The 22574-nt window shown below is 64.1% G+C and carries 25 protein-coding genes, 1 pseudogene and 1 riboswitch; of the genes and pseudogenes, 11 read left to right on the top strand and 15 right to left on the bottom strand.

All coding sequences use genetic code 11. The features are described 5' to 3' along the window. Positions 1-6: 6 nt before the first annotated feature. From EB815_RS08580 to EB815_RS08570, 3 genes are all read right to left on the bottom strand, one after another. On the bottom strand, positions 7-639 hold the full coding sequence (locus EB815_RS08580) for a pyridoxamine 5'-phosphate oxidase family protein (RefSeq protein ID WP_056576072.1): 633 nt from the start codon (positions 637-639) through the stop codon (positions 7-9). An 85-nt stretch (positions 640-724) separates the two neighbouring features. After that, entirely contained in the window at positions 725-1195 is a 471-nt protein-coding gene (locus tag EB815_RS08575) for a DUF1348 family protein (RefSeq protein WP_056576070.1), read from the bottom strand. A 58-nt stretch (positions 1196-1253) separates the two neighbouring features. Next, the gene (locus EB815_RS08570) at positions 1254-1805 is read right to left on the bottom strand and encodes a carboxymuconolactone decarboxylase family protein (RefSeq protein WP_056576068.1); all 552 of its coding nucleotides are present in this window, start codon (positions 1803-1805) and stop codon (positions 1254-1256) included. Between the two features lie 100 nt (positions 1806-1905). Between EB815_RS08570 and EB815_RS08565 the strand changes: the two genes are divergently transcribed. Together EB815_RS08565 and EB815_RS08560 are read left to right on the top strand one after the other, a co-directional pair. Then, positions 1906-2811: a LysR family transcriptional regulator gene (locus EB815_RS08565; RefSeq protein WP_056576066.1), complete on the top strand. Its 906-nt coding sequence runs from the start codon at positions 1906-1908 to the stop codon at positions 2809-2811. 77 nt (positions 2812-2888) lie between these two features. Beyond that, positions 2889-3677 carry a lysophospholipid acyltransferase family protein gene (locus EB815_RS08560; protein ID WP_056576063.1) on the top strand — a complete coding sequence of 263 codons (789 nt, stop codon included), beginning with the start codon at positions 2889-2891 and terminating at the stop codon, positions 3675-3677. 19 nt (positions 3678-3696) lie between these two features. On the opposite strand, the gene EB815_RS08555 is transcribed toward EB815_RS08560, so the two are convergent. From EB815_RS08555 to EB815_RS08545, 3 genes are all read right to left on the bottom strand, one after another. Continuing rightward, on the bottom strand, positions 3697-4323 hold the full coding sequence (locus tag EB815_RS08555) for a LysE family translocator (RefSeq protein ID WP_056576061.1): 627 nt from the start codon (positions 4321-4323) through the stop codon (positions 3697-3699). A gap of 90 nt (positions 4324-4413) precedes the next feature. After that, positions 4414-5361 carry an aldo/keto reductase gene (locus EB815_RS08550; protein WP_056576058.1) on the bottom strand — a complete coding sequence of 316 codons (948 nt, stop codon included), beginning with the start codon at positions 5359-5361 and terminating at the stop codon, positions 4414-4416. Between the two features lie 123 nt (positions 5362-5484). Next, a complete protein-coding gene (locus EB815_RS08545; protein WP_056576055.1) occupies positions 5485-6006 on the bottom strand; it encodes a gamma-glutamylcyclotransferase in 522 nt (173 codons plus the stop codon). A 155-nt stretch (positions 6007-6161) separates the two neighbouring features. Between EB815_RS08545 and EB815_RS08540 the strand changes: the two genes are divergently transcribed. Together EB815_RS08540 and EB815_RS08535 are read left to right on the top strand one after the other, a co-directional pair. Continuing rightward, complete coding sequence (locus EB815_RS08540) at positions 6162-7160, top strand: DUF2125 domain-containing protein (RefSeq protein ID WP_056576052.1); 999 nt, start codon at positions 6162-6164, stop codon at positions 7158-7160. Positions 7161-7167: 7 nt separating this feature from the next. Further along, positions 7168-8097 carry a sugar kinase gene (locus tag EB815_RS08535; protein WP_056576050.1) on the top strand — a complete coding sequence of 310 codons (930 nt, stop codon included), beginning with the start codon at positions 7168-7170 and terminating at the stop codon, positions 8095-8097. 122 nt (positions 8098-8219) lie between these two features. Here the strand turns inward: EB815_RS08535 and EB815_RS08530 are convergent, their stop codons facing one another. After that, positions 8220-9155: a prephenate/arogenate dehydrogenase family protein gene (locus EB815_RS08530; RefSeq protein ID WP_171883278.1), complete on the bottom strand. Its 936-nt coding sequence runs from the start codon at positions 9153-9155 to the stop codon at positions 8220-8222. A gap of 22 nt (positions 9156-9177) precedes the next feature. Next, entirely contained in the window at positions 9178-10287 is a 1110-nt protein-coding gene (gene hisC / locus EB815_RS08525) for a histidinol-phosphate transaminase (protein WP_056576045.1), read from the bottom strand. Between the two features lie 161 nt (positions 10288-10448). Beyond that, positions 10449-10526, top strand: a riboswitch (SAM riboswitch). A 107-nt stretch (positions 10527-10633) separates the two neighbouring features. Between hisC and metX the strand changes: the two genes are divergently transcribed. After that, entirely contained in the window at positions 10634-11803 is a 1170-nt protein-coding gene (metX, locus tag EB815_RS08520) for a homoserine O-acetyltransferase MetX (protein ID WP_056576042.1), read from the top strand. A 58-nt stretch (positions 11804-11861) separates the two neighbouring features. Beyond that, positions 11862-12476, top strand: a complete 615-nt coding sequence (gene metW / locus EB815_RS08515) for a methionine biosynthesis protein MetW (RefSeq protein WP_056576582.1) — start codon at positions 11862-11864, stop codon at positions 12474-12476. Between the two features lie 12 nt (positions 12477-12488). Here the strand turns inward: metW and EB815_RS08510 are convergent. From EB815_RS08510 to EB815_RS08495, 4 genes and pseudogenes are all read right to left on the bottom strand, one after another. Further along, a pseudogene (locus EB815_RS08510) lies at positions 12489-12808 on the bottom strand (DUF1330 domain-containing protein). Between the two features lie 212 nt (positions 12809-13020). Beyond that, a complete protein-coding gene (locus tag EB815_RS08505; protein WP_056576036.1) occupies positions 13021-13818 on the bottom strand; it encodes a DUF1194 domain-containing protein in 798 nt (265 codons plus the stop codon). 85 nt (positions 13819-13903) lie between these two features. Next, positions 13904-15718: an ABC transporter ATP-binding protein/permease gene (locus EB815_RS08500; protein WP_056576033.1), complete on the bottom strand. Its 1815-nt coding sequence runs from the start codon at positions 15716-15718 to the stop codon at positions 13904-13906. A gap of 118 nt (positions 15719-15836) precedes the next feature. Next, positions 15837-16625 (bottom strand): class I SAM-dependent methyltransferase, encoded by a 789-nt coding sequence (locus tag EB815_RS08495; protein ID WP_056576031.1) that lies wholly within the window; start codon positions 16623-16625, stop codon positions 15837-15839. Positions 16626-16787: 162 nt separating this feature from the next. Here EB815_RS08495 and gloB point away from each other — a divergent pair, with 162 nt between their 5' ends. Then, positions 16788-17555, top strand: a complete 768-nt coding sequence (gene gloB / locus EB815_RS08490) for a hydroxyacylglutathione hydrolase (protein WP_056576579.1) — start codon at positions 16788-16790, stop codon at positions 17553-17555. A gap of 22 nt (positions 17556-17577) precedes the next feature. After that, a complete protein-coding gene (locus EB815_RS08485) occupies positions 17578-18018 on the top strand; it encodes a cupin domain-containing protein (RefSeq protein WP_056576028.1) in 441 nt (146 codons plus the stop codon). On the opposite strand, the gene EB815_RS08480 is transcribed toward EB815_RS08485, so the two are convergent. From EB815_RS08480 to EB815_RS08470, 3 genes are read right to left on the bottom strand one after another with little or no spacing between them, the layout of a single operon-like run. Further along, positions 17993-18667 carry a lysoplasmalogenase gene (locus tag EB815_RS08480; protein ID WP_056576024.1) on the bottom strand — a complete coding sequence of 225 codons (675 nt, stop codon included), beginning with the start codon at positions 18665-18667 and terminating at the stop codon, positions 17993-17995. The two genes, EB815_RS08485 and EB815_RS08480, sit on opposite strands and share 26 nt — an antisense overlap. Then, on the bottom strand, positions 18664-19578 hold the full coding sequence (gene yddG / locus EB815_RS08475) for an aromatic amino acid exporter YddG (RefSeq protein WP_056576021.1): 915 nt from the start codon (positions 19576-19578) through the stop codon (positions 18664-18666). Before yddG ends, EB815_RS08480 begins: the two co-directional genes overlap by 4 nt. A gap of 43 nt (positions 19579-19621) precedes the next feature. Continuing rightward, a complete protein-coding gene (locus EB815_RS08470) occupies positions 19622-20410 on the bottom strand; it encodes a DUF3108 domain-containing protein (RefSeq protein WP_056576018.1) in 789 nt (262 codons plus the stop codon). Positions 20411-20669: 259 nt separating this feature from the next. Between EB815_RS08470 and rpmB the strand changes: the two genes are divergently transcribed. The 3 genes from rpmB to EB815_RS08455 all read left to right on the top strand — a co-directional run bounded on the left by rpmB (position 20670) and on the right by EB815_RS08455 (position 22566). Then, complete coding sequence (rpmB, locus tag EB815_RS08465) at positions 20670-20966, top strand: 50S ribosomal protein L28 (protein ID WP_056576014.1); 297 nt, start codon at positions 20670-20672, stop codon at positions 20964-20966. Between the two features lie 179 nt (positions 20967-21145). After that, on the top strand, positions 21146-21826 hold the full coding sequence (locus EB815_RS08460; RefSeq protein WP_056576011.1) for a queuosine precursor transporter: 681 nt from the start codon (positions 21146-21148) through the stop codon (positions 21824-21826). 59 nt (positions 21827-21885) lie between these two features. Then, on the top strand, positions 21886-22566 hold the full coding sequence (locus tag EB815_RS08455; protein ID WP_056576009.1) for a spermidine synthase: 681 nt from the start codon (positions 21886-21888) through the stop codon (positions 22564-22566). The last annotated feature ends 8 nt before the right edge of the window (positions 22567-22574 follow it).

The raw sequence follows: 22574 nt of genomic DNA, 5'->3' as shown, positions 1-22574 counted from the left end.
GTACCGTCATTCCTTGTCTGTCCCCGTCGACGCCTGCTTCAGGCGCGCGATCTCCTGCTCGAGGTGCTGGATACGCTTGTCGCGTTCACCAAGCGCTGCCGCGACATCGGCGGCCTCGAAACGCTGCGGAATATGTTGCGGGCAGTTGGCATCCCATGCCGAGACGGTGAACAGGATGACCTGCTCGGGACGAGCCTTGTAATCCTGCGGCATCAGCTTGGCCATCAACTCGGCATCGTCTTCTACCACGCGCGCCGTACCCCAGATCTTGATACGCTGGCGCAGCATATAGTCGATCAGGAACAGAAAGGCGCGTGGGTTGTCGGCCAGGTTGCCCTGCGTGATGAACTGCCTGTTGCCGGAAAAATCCGCGAAGCCGATCGTCTTTTCGTCGAGCACCTTGAGAAAGCCGGCCGGCCCGCCGCGATGCTGGATATACGGCTGGCCATCGCCATTGGCCGTCGACAGGAAGACGCTGGTCTGCATCTCGATGAAGGCGGCAAGGTCCGGCGTGATCACCGATTTCCAGCCACCGCGCTCCTCGACGCGGGAGTAGGACTGGCGCGAGCCCTTGCGCGTCTGGATCGCCTTGACGGTCGGCGTGAAGGCGACGTCGCTGGCAAAAGCATGTGCGTTCATCGAAAGCCTCCTTGCATGGGGCGGGGCTTGCGGCGGTTGGCGCAATTCCTGTGGGAAACCGTTTCGCACTTTTCCCGGAATTGCTCTAAAGCCCGAGCTCCGACAATGTTGGGTGATCATCCGGGCGGCGCCCGAGCGGCCAGTGATATTTACGGTCGGCTTCCGCGATCGGCAGGTCGTTGATGCTCGCGATGCGCAGGCGCATCAGCCCGTGCTCGTCGAACTCCCAGTTCTCGTTGCCATGGCTGCGGAACCATGAACCGCTGTCGTCGTGCCATTCATAGGCGAAGCGCACGGCGATGCGGTTGCCGTGGAAAGCCCAGACTTCCTTGATCAGTCGATAATCGAGCTCGCGGCTCCATTTGCGCGTCAGGAAAGCCTGGATGGCATCGCGACCTTGCAGGAATTCAGCGCGGTTGCGCCAGCGGCTGTCGGTCGTGTAGGCAAGCGCGACCCGCGCCGGATCGCGTGAATTCCAGGCATCCTCGGCCGTGCGCGCCTTCTGCGCGGCTGTTTCGGCGGTGAAGGGCGGAAGCGGCGGGCGGCTTTCAGACATGGGAATCCTCTGCGGCGTGAAGGGTGGGACCGGCGGACACCGCATGCCCTTTCCGGTTTCAGGCAGCATCGCGGATAGAAACAACCGGAAAATCGATCTCGGTCTGGGCGACTTCATTGATATAGTTGGTCCAGACGTTCAGGGCGACATGCTGGACGATCTCGATGATCTCTCCATCGTCGTAGCCTGCCAGCCTGACGGCGGAGAGATCCTCGTCGCCGATATGGCCGCGACTATGCGCAACCCTGGCGGCAAAACGCACCGCCGCGCCCGCCTTGGGGTCCGTGGAGCCACCGTGGCGGTTGGCGAGCATCTCGGCATCGTCGAGCCGGGCGAGGTTCTTGCCAAGGTAGGTGTGTGCGGACAGGCAGTAGCTGCAGCCATTGATCTCGGCGACCGCCAGCGCGATGCGCTCGCGTGTCGACGCAGGCAACCGGCCCTTGGCCAGCGCCCCCGACATGCCGAGATAGCCTTCGAGCGCGGCTGGACTGTTGGCAACCATTCGAAACAGGTTCGGCACGACGCCGAGTTGCTTCTCGACAGCCTGCAACATGGGTTGCGTTGCCGTGGGAGCGGCGGCGATGGACGATGGCGTGGTGATGCGCGGCATTGCGATATCCCTGTTGGTCACACCGCCTATTTGCGCTCTTCCACTTGCCGGATGTAGATGGCATATTTGCAATCAATCCTTCCAATTTCTGGTAGAAACGATGGATCGCCTCGAGGCCATGTCCCTTTTCGTCGCGACGGTGGAGGCCGGCAGCCTTTCGGCCGCCGCACGCCGTTCGGGCATTCCGCTTGCGACCGTCAGCCGCAAGGTCTCAGATCTGGAACGGCATCTCCAGACACGTCTGCTGAACCGCTCGACACGCCGGCTGACGCTGACCGACGCAGGCGACGCCTATCTTGCCGCCTGCCGCCGCATCCTCGACGAGGTCGGCGAGGCCGAACGCGTTGCCGGCGGCGAATACAGCGCCCCGACCGGCGAATTGATCATCACCGCGCCGATCGTCTTCGGCCGACTGCACGTGCTGCCGATCGTCACCGCGTTTCTCGCCGCGTACCCGCAAGTGGATATCCGCCTGACGCTTGGCGACAGGATAGTCCAGTTGGCCGAGGATCATATCGACCTCGCCATCCGCATCGGCCGGCTGCCGGACTCGCGCATGGTTGCCATCGGTGTCGGCTCGATCCGTCATGTTGTCTGTGCAAGTCCCGCCTATCTGTCCGAGCATGGCACGCCGAAGACTCCAGGAGATCTCGAGACGCACAGCTGCGTCACCTTCGAAGGCCTTGGCTCACTCGCCACCTGGACCTTCGCAGTGGAAAAGGCCGACGTTCCTGTCCTGGTCCGCTCAAGGCTGCGGGTCAATACAGCGGAGGCGGCGATCGATGCCGCTATTGCCGGTGTCGGGATGACGCGCGTGCTTTCCTACCAGATCGTCGCCGCTGTACGCTCAGGAACGTTGCGGCCCGTGCTCAGGGATTTCGAGCCCGAGCCGTGGCCGGTAAACCTGGTGCACGCCGGCCAGGGCCGGCTACCGGTGAAACTGCGCGCATTCCTCGACTTTGCCGCCCCACGCCTGAGGGAATGTCTGGCGCAGGCGACCTGGTAGTATGAGCCGCATCGCCCTGTTTCCTTTTTGCCGCTGCTTGGTGTAACCAACGCACACTTCCTCACCGGACCTCCCCCATGCTCTATGTCAGATCGCTGGCGTTCAACTTCGTCTTCTACGTCAATCTGATCGTCCAGATGATCCTCTGGACCCCATACTATTTCCTGTCGCCCCGCCACCGCGCCTGGTTCGTGCCGAAATTCTGGTCGCGCAGCTGCATGTGGCTCTATGACAAGATCGCCGGCACCAGAAACGACATCACCGGGCAGGAAAACCTGCCCGAAGGCTCCTTCATCCTGGCGCCGAAGCACCAGTCGTTCTGGGATGCCATCGCCTTCTTTCCTTTCCTCGAGGACCCGCTCTACATCCTCAAGCGCGAGTTGACCTGGATCCCGTTCTTCGGCTGGTACATCATGAAGATGCGCATGATCCCGGTCGATCGCGGCAGCCGCTCCAAGGCGCTGAAGGCGGTGGTCGCGGCGACCAAGGAAGAGATGGCGCGCAACCCACGCCAGCTGATCATCTATCCCGAGGGCACGCGCCGGGCGCCGGGCGACGAGCCCGCCTACAAATACGGCATCGTCGAAATCTACGCGCAGCTTGGTGTTCCGGTGGTGCCGGTCGCCCATGTCGCCGGCCTCTATTGGCCGCGCCGCAAGTTCCTGCGCTATCCCGGCACCATCAAGGCGCGGTTCCTGCCGCCGATTCCGCCGGGCCTCGGCAAGGACGAGTTCATGGCGCGGCTAATCGGCGAGACGGAAGCCGCCTGCGATCAGATTCTCATCGAGGCATCGCGCGCACCCAACCCGCCGGCCCTGCCGCCAGCGGCGGTGAAGCGGCTGCGGGAACTCGGCGCGAAGCCATGAAGGCCCTCCAGCCGGGCAATCAGCCGTAAACAGCCAGCACCGTGGTCAGCACCAGTGTCGCGGCAAAAACCAGGTTGATGATCCGGGAAGTGACAGGCCTGCGCAGGAAGCGCGCGAACGCCGCACCGGCGAGAAGCCACACTGCGTGGATGACAACGATCATCCCTGCCAGAACCGCCAGCTTCAGCCATGGGCCAAGCTCTGCCGCACCCTGCTTCGACGAGGCGCCGGCAAACACAGCGGCGATCGCCACATAGGCTTTCGGGTTGGCGACCGCCAGCAGAAACCCGGCCAGCCAGGTCGGTCGCGCGGCCTCGGCCGTGCGCGCCGCCAAGGGCGGTGCCGTAGCGATCTTGAAGGCGAGATAGAGGATGTAGGCGGCGGACGCGACAACCAGCACCGGCGCCAGCCTCGGCATCGACCCGAGCACCGCCACGATCCCTGTCGCCACAACGAGCAAGACGGCGGCCGTGCCAAGAACGATCCCGCAGGTGTAGCGTAGCGAATCGCGCAGGCCGAAGGCCGCGCCAACAGCCGTAACGCTTATCGTTGCCGGACCCGGACTGCCCATGACCACCGTGGCGGCCAAGACCAGAGCGAGCAGCGGACGCCAGAGTTGCGGTTGCGAGAGAAGCGGTTCAGTCATTGCGCCCCCTGTCTTGCCACGAGCGCAGGACGCTATGGCAAGACAGGGGCATGGTCTTGGACGTTCGTGCGTACAGCGACGACCGAAACCTCAGCCGCTCGCTCTGTCGAGTTCGGCCATGTCGTCGGCGGTCAATTTCAACGACGCCGCCTTGATCAGGCTGTCCATCTGACTGGGCTTGGTGGCGCTGGCAATCGGCGCGGTGACGCCTGGCCGCGCGATAACCCAGGCAAGGGCGACTTCCGCCTGCTTCGCCGAATGCTTGGCGGATATGGCATCGAGAGCGGCCAGAATGCGCATGCCGCGCGCATTGAGGTAGTCCTTGACCCCGCCGCCGCGCTCGCTTTGGCCAAGATCGGCCTCGCTGCGGTATTTGCCGCTCAGAAAACCCTTGGCCAGGCTGAAATAAGTGATGACGCCGATATCCTCGGCCACGCACAGATCGCGCAACGGCCCGTCGAAGGAGGAACGATCGTAGAGATTGTATTCCGGCTGCAGCACCTCGTAGCGCGGCAGGCTGCGCAGGCTCGCCACATCGAGTGCGGCGCGCAACTGGCCGGCGTCGAGGTTCGAGCAGCCGATATGGCGGACCTTACCCTTGGCAAGCAGCTTCTCGTAGGCGCCGAGGGTTTCCTCATAGGGCGTGGCCGGATCCGGCCAATGGGACAGATAGAGGTCGATGAAATCGGTTTGCAGCCGCTTCAGCGACGCTTCGACGGCCTTCTCGATATAGGCGGCGGACAGATCCTTGTGGCCCTGCCCCATATCCGAGCCGACCTTGGTGATCACCACGACCTTGTCGCGGTTGCCACGGTCCTTCATCCATTTGCCGATGATGGTTTCCGATTCACCCCCCTCGTTGCCCGGCACCCAGCGCGAATAGGCGTCCGCAGTATCGATCGCGTTGAGTCCGCCGCCGACGAAGCGATCAAGCAGGTCGAACGAGGTCTTCTCGTCGGCGGTCCAGCCGAAGACGTTGCCGCCCAGAACCAGCGGCGCGATGGAAAGGTCGGTGCGACCGAGACGGCGTTTCTGCAAGACGAATCTCCGTGATGATTGAGACCGGGCGGATGCCGCCCGCTGGCTGGGTTCGGACCCTAAGCTAGGTCGTGCCCCGTCGAGATCAAAGGCCTGGCCGCCTTTTTCCGCAGAGCCAGCGCTTCACAAAGGCGCTATCCCCCGCGCCACCTCCTCCAGCCAATGGTCGCGAATGCCGAGCGCTTCCAGATGCTTCAGCGTGCTGAGAACATAATCCTCATTGTTGCCGGACTGGCCGACCGCGCCGCGCACGACCGCCGCCGCCTCCGCCGCGTCCAGCGCGCCGGCATATTGCTCATGTTTGCGGTCGACGATGTAGGCCACGGCTTCGACCGTACCGCCGCCGTCGAGCCGGACCTTGAGGGTGCGCTCGAGATAGACCGATGTGACGAGTTCACGCTCGCGCAGATAGGCGATGACCTCGTCGCGCAATTCCCCGGGCACACGGAAAGCCAGGCCGACGCAGGAGCCGCCACGGTCGAGGCCGAGCACCAATCCGGGCCGCTGGCGCGTGCCGCGATGCACGAAGGAATAGACGCAGAGCGAGCGGCGGTAGCCGTGCAGCTGGGCGCGTCGTGTCTCGATATGCGCGAAACCCGGCCGCCAGATCAGCGAACCGTAGCCAAACACCCAAAAATCGCCCATATCGCCGCGCCTGATTGCAAAAAGAATGGCACCACCGCACCGGAAACCGGTGTTTTTTCCAACCGTCCCCGGCTACCTATTCGTCTCTGTCTGCCAAGTGTTGTCGGAATCGAAGGTCCGTCCGCCAATACCCATGCGTTAATGAGAGCCAAAGCATGACGTCAAGTGACGAACGCCAACCAAAGTCCCGTCGCGGCCTGTTCTGGCTTGTGACGTTCGTCGTCGTGCTGTTTGCCATCTACAGCGGCGGCTGGTTCTACCTGGCCGGCAGGGTGCGGGCTGAAGCCGACAAGGCGGTTGCCACGCTCAACAAGAGCGGCATCGAAGCCGGCTGCGCCAATCTCCAGGTCAGCGGCTATCCCCTGAGCTTTGCCGTCTCTTGCGACAATTTGGCGTATGAGGACGATGCCAAGAACATCGCGGCCTCGGCCGGCTCCTTCAATGCCGTCGCCCAGATCATCCAGCCTTTGTCGCCGGTCGCCGATCTGCGCGGCCCGCTCAGGACCTCCGTCCCCGGCATGGTGCCGCTGTGGATCGACTGGGACAATCTGCAGGCCAACGTGAAACTGTCATGGCCGCTGCCGCGGCGCATCGCGCTGCAGGCGGAGGGGCTGTCCGGCCAGACCGATCCGGCCGACGACACCGATCCGGTGGAATTGTTCAGCGCCGGCAGGGCGGCCGGCCAGTTGCAGCCGAACGGCGTGGATCTCGACTATGTCGGCAGCTTCACCGATCTGGAGATCGACCCGGATGCGATCGGCGGGCGCGTGCTGCCGGCGCTCGATGCCAGCGGCGATGCCACGCTGAAGAACGGCGTCGCATTGATCGGAACGCAGGTGAAGAGCCTGCGCGGCCAGAGGGTCGATATTCGCAACCTCGATTTGTCGTCGGGCACGGCGAAGGTTACCGTTTCCGGGCCGTTGTCGGTCGATGCCGAAGGCCTTGTCGACGCCGACCTGATGATCAGGATCAAGGATCCGAAGGCTGTCGCCTCCATCCTTGCCGGCGCCATGCCCGAGCAGAAGAACGCGATCGAACAGGGTTTTGCCGCTCTGGCGCTGCTCGGCAGCGAACCATCGATGCCGCTGAAGGTGGTCAAGGGCAAGGCCTCGCTCGGCTTCATCCCGCTCGGCAAGATCAAGCCGGTTCAATAGCGCTGCCATGGCAAGACCAGCGAGGCTCCTGAGTGTCGGCGCGCTGACGCTGGACACCATTCTGCGTGTCGAGACGCTGCCCGCGCATCAGGGAAAATTCATCGCCTCCGACGGCGTCCAGATCGCCTCTGGCATGGCCACCAGCGCGGCCTGCGCCGCGCATCGCCTGGGCGCCGACGTGTCGCTGTGGGCGAGTGCCGGCGATGATCCGGTCGGCGATCAACTGATTGCCGGGATCGAGGCCGAAGGCGTCGACTGCAGCTATGTGCGCCGCGTCAGCGGCGCCCGCTCGGCGCTGGCATCGATCCTGGTCGACGCCCATGGCGAACGCATCATCGTGCCTTTCTATGACAGTTTGGCCCAGACCGATCCCGATTCTTTGCCTTTCGCCGACATCGCGGCATTCGATGCCGTGCTGGCCGACGTGCGCTGGCCGGGTGCCGCGGCCCTTGCCCTGAAGGCGGCACGCGCCGCCGGCCGGCCGGCGATTCTCGACGCCGATACCGCGCCGCTGGCGGTGCTGGAGCAGCTGTTGCCGCTGGCTTCGCACATTGTCGCCTCGGAGCCGGCGGTCCGCATCATATGCGGCCAGGCGCTGGATCTGGAGACCGCCTGCACCGACATGGCCTCCCGCACCGATGCCCTTGTCGCGGTCACCGGCGGCGCGGCGGGCACCTGGTGGTTCGATCGCGCGGCGGGATCATCCCGCCATGTCGCGGCGCCAAGGATCAGGGCGGTCGACACGCTCGCCGCCGGCGACGTCTTTCACGGCGCCTTTGCCGTCGGGCTGGCGGAAGCCATGCCGGTCGAGCAGGCCATGCGCTTTGCCAGTGCCGCCGCCGCGCTCAAGTGCCTGCGCTTCGGCGGCAGGCTCGGCGCGCCGGACCGGGCCGAGACACTGGCGATGGTCGCGGCGACCTGGCCTGAAACAGCCTAAGCAATTCCAGGAAAAGTGTGAAACGGTTTTCCCGGGCAAAGCCCATAGCGCTTTGCCCTTCGGAATTGTGTTAAAACAAAAAGTTAGAGCGGTTCGCCGTTTCCGTGAAGCGGTGAACAGATCTAATTCTTCGACGGGTGCTCCACCGCCTGGCGGCCGAAATCGGGCACGTCGATGTCCTGGCCCGCCTCGATGATCGAACGACGCACGGCCCGGGTGCGGGTGAACAGGTCGAACAGCTTGTCGCCGTCGCCCCAGCGGATCGCCCGCTGCAGGAACGCCAGGTCTTCCGAGAACCGCGCCAGCATTTCGAGGATGGCATCCTTGTTGTGCAGACACACGTCCCGCCACATGGTCGGGTCGGAGGCGGCCAGGCGCGTGAAGTCGCGAAAGCCGGAGGCGGAATATTTGATCACTTCCGTCTTGGTCACCGATTCCAGATCGTCGGCGGTGCCGACGATGTTGTAGGCGATAATGTGCGGCAAATGCGAAACGATGGCGAGCGTCATGTCGTGATGCTGTGGGTCCATCGTGTCGATGTTGGCGCCGCAGCGGCGCCAGAATTCCGACAGCTTCTCCAGCGCGTCCGGATCGGTGCCCGGCAGCGGCGTGAAGATGCACCAGCGATTGTCGAACAGGTCGGCGAAACCGGCATCCGGTCCGGATTTCTCGGTACCCGCCAGCGGATGGCCGGGAATGAAATGGACGCCATCGGGCACGTGCGGCTGCATCTGCGCGATGACGGAGGCCTTGGTCGAGCCGACATCGGTGAGGATCGCGCCCTTCTTCAGCGCCGGCGCGATCTCCTGCGCTACCGCGCCGGACGAGCCGACCGGCACCGAGACGATGATCAGATCGGCGTCGCGGACCGCTTCCCTCGCATCGGTCGTATAGGAATCACCCAGCCCAAGCTCCCGCGCCCGCGCCAGCGTCGCCGCGCTGCGGGTCGAGATGGCAACGTGGCCGGCAAGGCCCTCGCGGCGGATGACGCGGGCCAGCGACGAGCCGATCAGGCCGATGCCGACCAGCGCGATCTTTTCAAACATCGGTGATGTCATGGCGTTAGAGCTTTCGGGCGTTCTAGCTTTTCAGGAATGTCGTGAGCGCGGCAACGACGCCGCGATTGGCCTCTTCGGTGCCAACGGTCATGCGCAGCGCGTTGGGGAAGCCGTAGCCGGAAACGCGCCGCAGTATGTAACCGCGCGCGGTCAGGTAATCGTCCGCCGCCGCCGCCGAATGCTTCTGGTCGTCGGGAAAATGAATGAGGAGGAAATTGCCGACGCTGGGCGTCACCCGCAACCCAAGCCCGGTCATCTCTGCGCCCAGCCAGGTGAGCCAGGTCTCGTTATGCGCCACGCTGCGCTCGACATGGGCGCGGTCGCGGATCGCGGCGATGCCGGCCTCGATCGCAGTCGCATTGACATTGAAGGGACCGCGCACGCGGTTGATGGCGTCGACGATGTGCATCGGCCCGTACATCCAGCCGATCCGCGCTCCGCCAAGGCCGATCTTGGAGAAGGTGCGCGTCATCACCACGTTCTCGGCGCTGCCGACCAGTTCGATGCCGGCTTCGTAGTCGTTGCGGCGGACATATTCGGCATAGGCCGCGTCGAGCACCAGCAGCACATGTTTGGGCAGGCCGGCATGCAGGCGGCGCACCTCCTGGAACGGCACATAGGTGCCGGTCGGATTGTTGGGATTGGCGAGGAACACGATCTTGGTTCTCGGCGTGACGGCGGCCAGCATTGCATCGATGTCGGCGCGCTCGTCGGTCTCCTTGACCGCGATCGGCGCGGCGCCGGCCGACTGGATGTAGATCTTGTAGACCATGAAGGCGTGTTCGGTGAATATGGCCTCATCGCCTGGCGCCAGATAGGTCTGTGCCAACAGGCCGAGGATCTCGTCGGAGCCGTTCGAGCAGATAATGTTCTGCGCGTTGAGGCCATGCACCTCGGCGATCGCCTCGCGCAGCCGCCTGGCGGTGCCGTCGGGATAGACGTCGAGCCTGGCGGCGACGTCGCGCGCGGCCTCGATCGCCTTCGGTGACGGACCGAGCGGGTTCTCGTTCGACGACAGCTTGTAGACCTTGGCGACACCGGCCGGCGCCGCGCTCTTGCCGGGCACATAGGCGTCTATGTCCATGATGCCCGCGCGCGGGGTTGGACGTGCCTGATCCGGTGTCTGGTTCATTTTTTGCAAAATCCGTCGAAAATGCCTCCATCCGGAGGCCGCAGCGGAAATACAAGTCATGGCCGGCAATGTCGAGAGGCGGCGGTGGGGCCAGCAGCCGGCCCGGTTTCCGGCCCGGGCTCCGGCATTGACGGCGAGGCGGGCGAGTTCTAGAAGGACAGTGACAGTTCCGTGGTGATTTGGCCGGTCGGCTTGCAGCCACGTTAAACAATTCGCTAAAGGGCCGTTTGCGTGACGTAACCGGCTTTGCGAAGGCAATGCCGGTTTTTTATTGTCCGCGGCCGGCCGGACAAAACGCATCGGCGGCGATTTTTCGTCGGCCATGATGCAGCAAGTGAGTACGTGAATGGCCGCTCCGCGTGCAGGAAAGACCAACAACGAGGCCGACCAACCGTCGAGCCCGGTGTTGCGCTTCGGGCCCGACCAGCCGCTCAAGCTCGACGCCGGCACGCTTTTGTCGCCGTTCCAGATCGCCTACCAGACCTATGGCACGCTGAACGATGCCCGCTCCAATGCCATTCTCGTCTGCCATGCGCTGACCGGCGACCAGCATGTCGCCAACACCAACCCGGTGACCGGCAAGCCGGGCTGGTGGGAAGTGCTGATCGGCCCCGGCAGGATCATCGACACCAACCGTTTCTTCGTCATCTGCTCCAACGTGATCGGTGGCTGCCTGGGCTCCACCGGTCCGGCCTCGACCAACCCCGTCACCGGCAAGCCCTATGGGCTCGACCTGCCTGTCATCACCATTCGCGACATGGTGCGTGCGCAGCAGATGCTGATCGATCATTTCGGCATCGAAAAGCTGTTTTGCGTGCTTGGCGGCTCGATGGGCGGCATGCAGGTGCTGGAATGGGCGTCGAGCTACCCCGAGCGCGTCTTTTCGGCGCTGCCGATCGCCACGGGTGCCCGCCATTCCTCGCAGAACATCGCCTTCCATGAAGTCGGCCGGCAGGCCGTCATGGCCGATCCGGACTGGCACGGCGGCAAATATTTCGAGCACGGCAAGCGCCCGGAAAAGGGCCTGGCGGTGGCGCGCATGGCGGCCCACATCACCTATCTGTCGGAAGCAGCTTTGCACCGTAAATTCGGCCGCAATCTGCAGGATCGCGACCACCTGACTTTCGGCTTCGACGCCGACTTCCAGATCGAAAGCTATCTGCGCCACCAAGGCATGACCTTCGTCGACCGCTTCGACGCAAACTCCTATCTCTACATGACGCGGTCGATGGATTATTTCGACCTCGCCGCCGATCATGGCGGCAGGCTGGCGGATGCCTTTGCCGGCACCAAGACCCGCTTCTGCCTGGTGTCGTTCACATCGGACTGGCTGTTTCCGACCGAGGAGAGCCGCTCCATCGTGCACGCGCTCAACGCCGCCGGCGCCTCGGTATCCTTCGTCGAGATCGAGACCGATCGCGGCCATGACGCCTTCCTGCTCGACGAGCCGGAACTGTTCGCCGCCATCAACGGCTTCATCGGCTCGGCGGCCCGCGCCAGAGGGCTGAGCGCATGACCCCGGAACGTCGCGGACTTTCAGGATCGGGATCATGCGCCACACAGGAGGCGATATCATGAGCGTCAACGGCAGCCAGCGCGTCGACCTCGAGGTCGTCGCCAACCTTATCCCGCCACAGTCGCGCGTGCTCGACGTGGGATCGGGCGACGGCTCCTTGCTTGAATTGCTGCAGGAAACCAAACAGGTCGACGGTCGCGGGCTTGAACTGTCGCAGCGCGGCGTCAACGAATGCGTGGCGCGCGGCCTCTCTGTCATCCAGGGCGATGCCGACAAGGATCTCGAATTCTATCCCGACAAGGGTTTTGACTTCGTCGTCCTGTCGCAGACCTTGCAGGCGACCCGCAACCCGAAACTGGTGCTCGACGAATTGCTCAGGATCGGCAACAGGGCGATCGTCTCTTTCCCCAATTTCGGCCATTGGCGGGTGCGCCTGTCGCTGTTCGTCAAGGGCCGCATGCCGGTGACCCAGGACCTGCCCTACTCCTGGTACGACACGCCCAACATCCATTTCTGCACCATCCGTGACTTCGTCAACCTGTGCGAGGAACTTGGCGCGACGGTGGAAAAGGCGACCGCGCTCGACGCCGCCGGCCAGAGGATCGGCCTGTCGATGCCCTGGTGGTTCTGGAATTTCTTCGGCCAGCAGGCGGTGTTCTTGCTGAAGCGGTAAGGCACGGAACGTCTAGCCCAGGACATCCGTGGCCTTGTGCGGATGGTCGACACCGTCGGCGAACACCACATCGGATTGGGAATTGTCCGTGCGCAGGGCCAGTATTGCCTGATAAGCGGGCGAATCATACCACCGGCGCATCTGCCGCCGGTCGGGAAACTCGATGATGATGAGGTTGCCCGGCCAATCGTTCTCGATCACCTCCAGATTGCCGCCATGGACCAGGAAGCGGCCGCTGAAAGTTCCAGCGTGGCATCGATCCTGTACAGATATTCGACGATCTGCGGACCCATACTGACCTGGCGCATATGGGCAACGGCGTAAGCGGCCATGACGTAACTCCCTTGTCGAGCGAGGCCGATTTGCCGACCTCGTGGCTGCAGATTGCCAAAGGGAGTGACGAGACTCGATTACGCCTGAGGTAATAGGCCGACATCGATCCACCGCGCACGAATCACCCTTGAGCGCGAGCGAAACCGCATCCCTATTGGGGCGTGGAGGCCCAAAATCGGCGTTTCACGGCGCCCGGCCGGCTCCGCCAGGCCTACCGGTCGAGTTCCGGGAAATAGGGATCCGACAGGAATCGCCTGTCCCGTTCGCCCTTCAGGCAGTCGATCGGCGCGTCCGCTTCGACGGGAATGATCTCGGCCTTGTCTTGAATGCCGCTCACTTCGAGGATCAGCTTGCGCCGGATGGCGGTGGAAAATTCGGCGGCCGCGTGGATCGGCAGCACGAAGGAGCCAGGCCCGCCGGTCACGCACTGCGCATAATACTGGTCGAGATGGCTGAAGGTCGGCGACGGGTTGATCAGGATCGGCAGGCCGTTGATGACGATGCCTTTGGCGATGGCCGCGTCGCGCGTGGCGGTGACCGGCGGCCCGATATTGTTGGGACCATCGCCCGATATATCGATGACGCTGCGTTCGCCGGCGAAGTTCGTCCTGTCGAAAAGCCCGGCACCGAAGGCAAGCGCGGTGGAAATCGAGGTGCCGCGAAAACTCCGGAACGGGCGCGCCGCCACCTTGTCGGCAAAGCTGTTGGCGCTTTGCGCGCTATCGATGATCTGCCAGCCGATGATCGCGTCATCGCGCACGGTGCCCGCCCATTCGAAATAGGCGAGCGCGATGCGGCCCGTATTGCCGGACCGGACGGCCTGGATGAAGTCGGGATGCCGCAGCGCCTCGACATAGCCGGCGCGTTGCAACGCGAACTCCTTCTCATCCATCGACAACGAGATGTCGACCGCCAGGACCAGTTCGACATCGACCGCCAGCGCCGGTGGCGAGGCAATGGGCGCAGCCTGCGCGCAGGTGAGACAGGCAATCAGAAGAGCATCAAACATGGCGGCGCCAGGGTTGTTTCCCCTGAAAATCTTCCGCCGCGATCACGGCAAAATAAGGTTTTGCGCAGGCAGCCGGAGAAACAGCCTACTTCTTGCGGCGAACGGCGGGTGGCGGATCGATGGCGCCGGCCCTGACACGGGCGGGTTTCAGCGCCGGCGCAGCGGAATCCTTCACGATCGTCAAACCGCGCGGAAAGAACTGATTGTTGTGCTGGCCGCGCCCGATATTGATGATCGTGGCTCCCGTCAGGTGCTTTTCCAGCATCGCCAGCACGCGTCGCAGCGCGGGTCCATCGAACGCATCCATCGCTTCGTCGATGATCACCCATTTCGGCTGCCGCAGGGCGAGCCTGGCCACGCCCAGCAAGCGCTGTTCGTCATCACCCAACTCATGGTCCCACCGCCCGACACGGTCGAGCGACGACGACAGCCGTTCAAGACCTACCTCGGCCAGCACCGCCGAAATGTCGGCATCGCTCGCGGGCGCATGCCCGTTGGCGTGATTGAGCACCTCGCGCAGGGTGCCCGCGGGCAAATACGGGACACGTGGCACGAAGATGAGGGTTTCTCCCGCCGGCAGGCCGATCTTTCCGCCGCCCCAGGGCCAAAGCCCGGCGATGGCGCGGAAGAACAGCGTCTTGCCGGCGCCCGGCTCGCCGGTGATCATGACGCGCTCGCCGGGGCGGATTTCGACATGTTCGTCGGAGAGTTTTGTGCAGCCCTCCGGCGAGGCCACTTCGAGCTTCTCGAAGGTCAGGCTGCCATTGGCATTTTGGTCGAAGGTGATGCGCTTTTCGGTGTCGTGCAGCACATCGGTTTCATTGAGCGCGATACGGAAATCGGCGACGCGCATCAGCGTGGCGCGCCAGTCGGCGATGCTGCCGATATTGTTGATGAACCAGCGCAACGACGAGTGGACCTGGTTGAAGGCGCCGACCGCCATCATCAGCCCGCCAAAGCTGATATCGCCCGAGAAATAGACCGGCGAAGCGACCAGGATCGGTGCCACGACGGTGATCCAGCCATAGGTATCGGTCACCCAGGAGAGGTTGATCTGGGCGGTATAGATGCGCCGCATGGCGCCCAGCACCGTGCCGAGGTCGAGTTCGAGCCGCCGCCTGGCATCGTCCTCGCCATGGTAGAGCGCGATGGCATCGACATTCTCGTTGACGCGCACCATCGAGGAGCGCAGCTCCGCTTCGCGCGTGTAGCGGTCGCTGTTCAGGCTGATGAGCGGGCGCCCGACCAGCCAGCTCAGCCAGGAGGCGGTGCCGGCGTAGAGAAACGCGGCCCAGACCATGTAGCCCGGTATGGCCAGCGACCAGCCGTTGACGTGGAAGACGAAACCCGAGGACAGTTCCCACAGCACACCGACGAAGGAGACGAGCAGGATGAGCGACTGCAGGAGCCCGACGCCGAGGTCCGTCGACAGGTCCGAAAGATGCGCCGCGTCCTGCTGCATGCGCTGATCGGGATTGACGCCGATGGCGCCGGCGTTGGCCAGCCGGAAGGCGCGCGCCGGCCGCATCCACTGGTCGATCAGGTCCAGCGTCAGCGCCTCGCGCAGCTTCAGCCGGATCATCTGGTTGAGCCAGGTCTGGCCGATATTGAGCACCAGCAGCCCACCGGCGATCATGGCAAAGACAAGGAGCTGGTGCAGGAAGGCCGCCATGTCACGGCGCGCCAGCGCATCGTAGAAGGGCTGGTTCCAGCGATTGAGCAGGACCTGGCCGATCGATGTCGCGACGATGACGGCCATGATGCCGACCGATGTCCACAGCAACCACCTGCGAACCGGCGATACCACCAGCGCTTGCTTGATCGTCGCGACCTGATCGCGCAGGCTGCTGGCCACGGCGACCGGCTGAACGGTGGCCTGATTGTCCAGTTGATCAGCCATATCAGAAGTCCTTGCGTTCAGGTGCGATGCTGAAACCGGATGAAGAGAGCCGACGGCCGCCGCCCGTGCACGACAGATAGGCCGGAAAAATGCCGCGCGAGGAAAGTTTCCGCGCTGATCACGAAGGTTTCACCTGGCGAGCCGACGTTGCCGCGCCTCCGGCCTCGGCCCGGCGGCCGAGCCGTGTCGCGCCATGCGGCGACAGCACCGGCACGAAGACGCGGCGAGACGCGCGCTGGACCACCGGCACGCCCTGGTAGAGCCGCTTCTGCGCCTCGACGACGATGACACCGGAAAAGATCGGCCACAGCCGCCGGCCGAAGCGCTCCAGCACGTTGTGGAAACGCATCATGAAGCGTCGCCGCGATGGCGGGAAGAACAGCGCATCCGACCACGCCGCGGGCGTGAAATTCGCCTCGCGCAGCAGTTCCGTCAGCTGCCCGCGCGAGAAAGGGCGGCCATTGCCGAACGGCGTGTGCTCGAAGCGCGCCCAGACCCCGCGCCGGTTCGGCACTACGATGACGACACGCCCGGCGGGCGACAGCACCCGCCAGATCTCGTTCAGCGTCTCGCGCGGGTTTTCGACATGTTCGAGCGAATGGACGAGCAACATGCGGTCGATGCAGGAATCGACCAGCGGCAGTTCCTCGTCGAAGACCAGCGCGGTCGCCGTCGGCCCTGTTGCCGGCCAGACCACGGCGCCCTGCGTCGCCGGCATGAAGGCGAAGACCCGCTCGGCATCGGAGCCGAAACGCTCCAGCCAGGGCAAGGTATAGCCGAGACCGACCAGGCGCTCGTTTGGCACGGCGGCCCATATCGAGGACAGAGCCATGGTGATCGAGCGTTCGGCGAACCGGCCGAGCGTTGTCGAGTAGAAGGAGCGAAGGTCGACGATGTCGGAATGCATGTCAGGGATGTAGCCGTGATATCGGCCGGATTCAACAAAGGGCCCTGAGGCGCCCGACATACTAGGATGAGATTCATCGTCCACGGGAATGACATTCGTCATCCCATGGATGACATCCGTCCTCTGGCGCCCTATGTCTGCGGCGACAAAAGGAGAGATGCGATGGCGGTCGAAATCGAGCAGTTCATGTGCCGCACGGACAATTTCGGCGTGCTGGTGCATGACCCCAGGAGCGGGCAGACCGCGATCATCGACGCGCCCGAGGAGGCGCCGATCCTGGCCGCGATCAAGCGCACCGGCTGGACGCCGACGATGATCCTGACCACGCATCATCATATGGATCACGTCGAGGCCAATCTGGCGCTGAAGGAGCGCTTCAAGCTGCGCATCGTCGGCCCGGAGGCGGAAAAGGCCAAAATCCCCGGCATCGACGAGACCGTCGAGGAAGGCTCAATCCTTCATCTCGGCGATGAGCGCATCGAGGTGATCGCCACCCCCGGCCATACCGCCGGGCACGTCTCCTATCATCTGCCGGCATCGCAGGTGGCGTTCACCGCCGATACGCTGTTCGCGCTCGGCTGCGGGCGGCTGTTCGAATGCAAACCGCCTGTGATGTATGATTCTCTGAAGAAACTGGCCGCGCTTCCCGCCGCGACGACAATCTATTGCGGCCACGAATATACGCTCGCCAACGCCCGTTTCGCGCTGACCGTCGACCCGACCAATTCGGCATTGAGGGAGCGCGCAGCCAGGATCGAGGCACTGCGGGTCGAGAACAAGCCGACACTGCCGACGACGATCGGCGAGGAACTGTCGACCAATCCCTTCCTGCGCTGGCACGATCCTGCGATCCGCAAGCATCTCGGCATGGAAAAGGCCGGGGATGCCGAGGTGTTCGCCGAAATCCGCAAGCGCAAGGACAATTTCTAAGCCTGGTGGTATCGTCGACCCCATGACGAGTTCCGCGGAAATCATCGCTTTGCTTGGGCTGAAACCGCATCCGGAAGGCGGCTGGTACGCGGAGACATTTCGCGACGAAGCCGGCGGTGCGCGTGGCCATTCGACCGCGATCTACTTCCTGCTGGAACAGCACCAGCTTTCGGCATGGCATCGGGTCAGGGACGCCGCCGAGGTCTGGCATTTCCACGCCGGCGCGCCCCTGGCGCTGTCGATGTGGGAAGTAGGCGCAGCCGTGATCGAGCAGGTGCTGGGCATCGAACTCGCGGCGGGCGAACGGCCGCAGATCGTCGTGCCGGCAGGCTGGTGGCAATCGGCGCGCAGCCTGGGCGACTGGACGCTGGTCGGCTGCACCGTCGCGCCGGGGTTTGATTTCGCCGCCTTCGAACTGGCGGCGCCGGGCTGGAATCCTAACCCAGCAGGAAACCCAGCGTAATCGCGACCTGGGCGGCATAGTACAAGACCCAGACGGCCAAACGCATCCAGCCGCGATGTGGCGAGATCGCCGCGACCAGGAATTTCTCCGTGGCCAGCAGCCCGTCCGATGCCATGAACAGCACCGCGCCGCCGATGACCCAGGCGCTGTTGGTGGTCAGTGCCGCCATGCCCATCGCCAAGATCGCCAGGACATAACAGGCGATCGGAACACGCAGGCTGGGGCCGACGCGGCGCCAGAGCGCGGCCAGCATGACGATCACGAATACCGCCAATGCCAGGGCAATCGCCCCACGCCAGGATTCTGCGCCAAGCAGTGCCAGCCCGCCACCGCTGCGCAGGAACAGCGCGATATAGACGATGTGGGCGACGAGAAAGCTGGCCAAACCGCCGAGAAACGCCTTCTCGCCGTCGCGCGACAGGAACGCGTCGCCAATGGCGCTGAGCGCAAGAGCGGCGACCAGCAGCAGCGGGCCACCTTGCAGCGCCGCCAGCACGGCAAGCATCGCGACCGCGAGCGTCTTTGCCGCCGAGCGGGCGAGCGTCGGCGCCATGCCTGAGGAGAAGGCGTAGATCACCGCCGCCACCAGCGAAAAGATAAGCGTTGCATTGGCGTTGGCGTCGATGCCGCCGGCAAACGGCATCGTCATGCCCCGGCTCCGCTTTCGGATGCGCCGGCCTCGCCCTCAATCGCCGCCGGCTTGCGCAGGAACAGCGACTTCGCCGCGAGTGCCGCGCCGCCGGTGATCAGCACGCAGGCGGCCAGGATGCGCAGCGATGGCTCGGCGACGCCGGCCGCGATCAGCACCAGTGTCGACAGCAGCGGCGCCGCATAGCTCGCCGCGCCCAGCACCTGGATATTGCCGCGCTTGACACCGATGTCCCAGGCATAGAAGGCAGCCCCCACCGGCATCAGGCCAAGGCCAAGCACCGCCAGCCACTGGCCGGCGCCGTCCGGCAGGATCGTTTGCTCCAACGCCAGATGGCAAACGAGCGACAGCACGGCGGTCGCCCCGCAGAACCAGGTGACGATGCTGGTCGGTACCGACGGAAAGCGCCGCGACAGGAGCGAATAGGACGACCACAGCAGGGCGCAGACGGCTGCCATGGTGTAGCCGAACGTGTAGCGCGCGTCGAAGGCCAACCCGCCACCCTTGGTCACGATGAGCACGGTGCCAGCGAGGCCGAGCAGCGTGCCGACGACATGGTTCCACGCCAGTTTTTCGCCCGGCATCAGCGCCGAGCCCAGCACGATCAGCAGCGGCCACAGATAGGCGATCAGGCTCGCCTCCACCGCCGGCGCGTTGCGCAAGGCGGTGAAATAGAAAAAGTGGTAGCCGAACAGGCCGGCAATACCGATGACCCAGACCTGGGGTGGTATCTTCTGGCTCCTGTCGGCGGTTGGCATCAGGAGACGCGCGACAAGACCGACCCCTGTACCGATCGAGAAGGTGATTGCCGACAAAAGGAACGGCGGCACCTTGCCGGATGCGTCGGTGAGCAGCGCCAAGAGCGCCCACATGGCGACCGCCGAAAAGCCGATCAGTGTTGCGCGCCCCATTTTTTCTCCCGTGGCGCGCCCTCTTCTGTTTCCGGTGGCGTGCCTATTGTACCGCTTCGAAACGCCCGGCGCTGATGGTCAAGGTGCCGATCTGCGTTCCGACCGTGGCGTGGATCGGCGCATATACTCCGGTTTGGCCGAGCGGCGCAAACGTCACCATCATGCGGCTTTTGTTCTTGAGATAGTTGAGCGCCTTGCGTCCCTTGCGATAGCCCGCCACCGGCTCGAAACCCATCTGGCAGGTGATGGTATCGCCCTTGTAGCCCGGCACCGAGATCTTGCCTTTCGAGGCGTAGGTCAGCGTCAGGTCGGCGCGCATCTCGCCATCATAGAACTTGACCTTGCGGCCGCAGACCTGGTCGAGACTGTCGGCATGGATGACGGTCGCCGCCATTGGATCGAGCACCGCGGCGAGGTCGCCGGCACCGATCGGCACCCAGGCATTGGGATCGCGCTTGCCGGGCGCTGGGATGACCTGCGTCGAGGTCACGTTGCCATTGGTAAAGCGGATGTCGATCGCGGACGCCTTCTTGCCGGAGGTGTAATCGGCACGAAATGCCTGCGGCACCATCTTCTGGCCCGAAATCGTGCCCTTGGACGAGATCGTACCCCGCGTGTCGTCGAACAGCTTGGCGAGGCCGGCCGCCGTCACGGTACCGTCGATCGCGTAGGCGCCGTTCTTATAATGGCTTGAGAAGGTCGATCTTGCGATCGTGAGGCCAAGGAACGAGACCGTATATTCTCCTTTGAAGGACTGCGGCGAGGCAGCGGACGCGGCCGACGGCAAGGCGATGACAAGCACGGAAACAAGTGCGTGAGACAAACGAGGCATGGCGGGATCGGATCCTTGATTTTCGGCCGGAGGCGGGCAACTCCGGTCTGGCATGTCCCTATAAGACCGCTTATAGGGTGAAATCCGGCCTTAATATGAAATGCCGGGCGCTTCCGTGGGGAAGCCGGAGCTTGACGCCCCGGTGAAATGCAACTATGGAACGCCAACTTTTTCCATAAGGCCGCCTGACCAGAACCGCGCGCCACCCGGCGTGGGCACAAGGGTTTGGCAGGTCCCGAGAGAACTGAAGGTTAGAATTATGTCCCGCACCTGCGAACTCACTGCCAAGGCAGTCCAGACCGGCAACAATGTGAGCCACGCCAACAACAAGACCAAGCGTCGCTTCCTGCCGAACCTCGTCAATGTGACGCTGATCTCGGAAGCGCTGAACCAGAATGTGCGCCTGCGCATCTCGGCCAACGCGCTGCGTTCGGTCGAACATCGCGGCGGCCTCGATGCCTTCCTGGCCAAGGCCGATGCCAAGGAATTGTCGCAGCGCGCGCGCCTGCTGAAGAAGCAGATCGCCAAGAAGCTTGCCGAGCAGGCTGCCGCGTAACGTCGGATAAAGGCGGGGGACGACCGCCCTGGCCGACCTCTTGTCGGCCTCTGGCCAACATTTCGTTGGCCGCGGGCATCGGATGGATCCGCAAGGTTCGACAATCCGATGCTCAGCTACGAAGCGAGCACCGCCCGATGGGCAGATGCTCCGCTGGTTCCATTACCCAGGATAAAAAAATGACTTCCTTCTCGCGATATTTGCCCTTCGTGGCCGCCATGGCGCTTGTCGTCGTGGCGTCGAACATTCTGGTGCAGTTCCCGATGCAGGGCCAGATCGGCGGCCTGTCGCTGGCGGACCTGCTTACCTGGGGCGCTTTCACCTATCCCTTCTCGTTCCTCGTCACCGACCTCGCCAACCGCCGCTACGGGCCTGCCGTGGCGCGCCGGATCGTCTTTGTCGGCTTCATGACGGCGGTGGTCTGCTCGATCCTCGTCCCGCCCTTCCTGTTCCGCCATGGCCTGATCGAATTCGAGACCGCCGCGGACCGGCTGGCGCGCATCGCCGCTGCTTCAGGCGCGGCGTTCCTGTCCGCGCAATTGCTTGACGTGACCGTGTTCAACCGGCTGCGCCGGCAAAGCTGGTGGCGGGCGCCGATCGTCGGCACGCTGGTCGGATCGGTGTTCGACACGATGGTCTTCTTCACCGTCGCTTTCTCGGCCGCCTTCGCCTTTGCTGGCCCGAACGATAGCTTTGCGCTCGAAACGGCGCCGCTGATGGGCGTCTTCCATATCGAGGCCATGCGCTGGGTTTCCTGGGCGCTGGGCGATCTCTCGGTGAAATTGATCATTGCCGTGGTCGCGCTTATCCCCTACCGGCTGCTCGCCACCCGCTGGAGCCAGCCGGCAGTGGCCGCCTAGACCATGATCCCGAAAAGTGGCTCCCGGTTTTCGGAAAAGATCATGGTCAGACAAAGCCCATGATCCCCTGGGTCCAGCTCGATTCGGCAAAGACCGGGGATGGTGCCCAAGAGCTTCGTCTCAAGCGGCGCGGCAGCGAATTCTCGATCATGCTCGGCACCAATGAGCTGATGAACAGCCGCCTCAGCGGCTCCGAGGAAGCGCTGGCGAGACTGTCATGCCAGAGGATTTCGGGCCATCGGCAGCCGAGGATCCTCATCGGCGGCCTTGGCATGGGTTTCACGCTGCGCGCTGCTCTTGCCGAACTCGGCAAGGATGCCAGCGTCACTGTCGCCGAACTGGTGCCGGCCGTGGTCGCCTGGGCGCGCGGCCCGATGGCGGACGTGTTTGGCGGTTGTCTCGACGATCCCCGCGTCACCATCCAGGAGACCGATGTCGGGCAATCGATACGGTCGGGGCCTGCGGCCTGGGACGCGATCCTGCTCGATGTCGACAATGGCCCCGAGGGTATCGTCCACAAGGGCAATGACGCCCTCTACAGCCTTGCGGGCCTTGGCGCCGCGCGCAGTGCCCTCAAACCCGGCGGCGTGTTGGCGGTGTGGTCGCAGGGGCCGGATACAGGCTTCACACGGCGGCTCAAGCAGGCGGGTTTCGCTGTCGAGGAGGTCAACACGCGCGCCAACGGCAAGCGCGGCGCGCGCCATGTCATCTGGATCGCCACCAACAGCCCACGGTCCTGACCAAGCCG

Source organism: Mesorhizobium loti, from assembly GCF_013170705.1.
Classification (GTDB): Bacteria; Pseudomonadota; Alphaproteobacteria; order Rhizobiales; family Rhizobiaceae; genus Mesorhizobium; species Mesorhizobium loti_D.
Note: the sequence above shows the minus strand (reverse complement) of the source record. Positions and strands in the feature narration are given on the sequence as shown.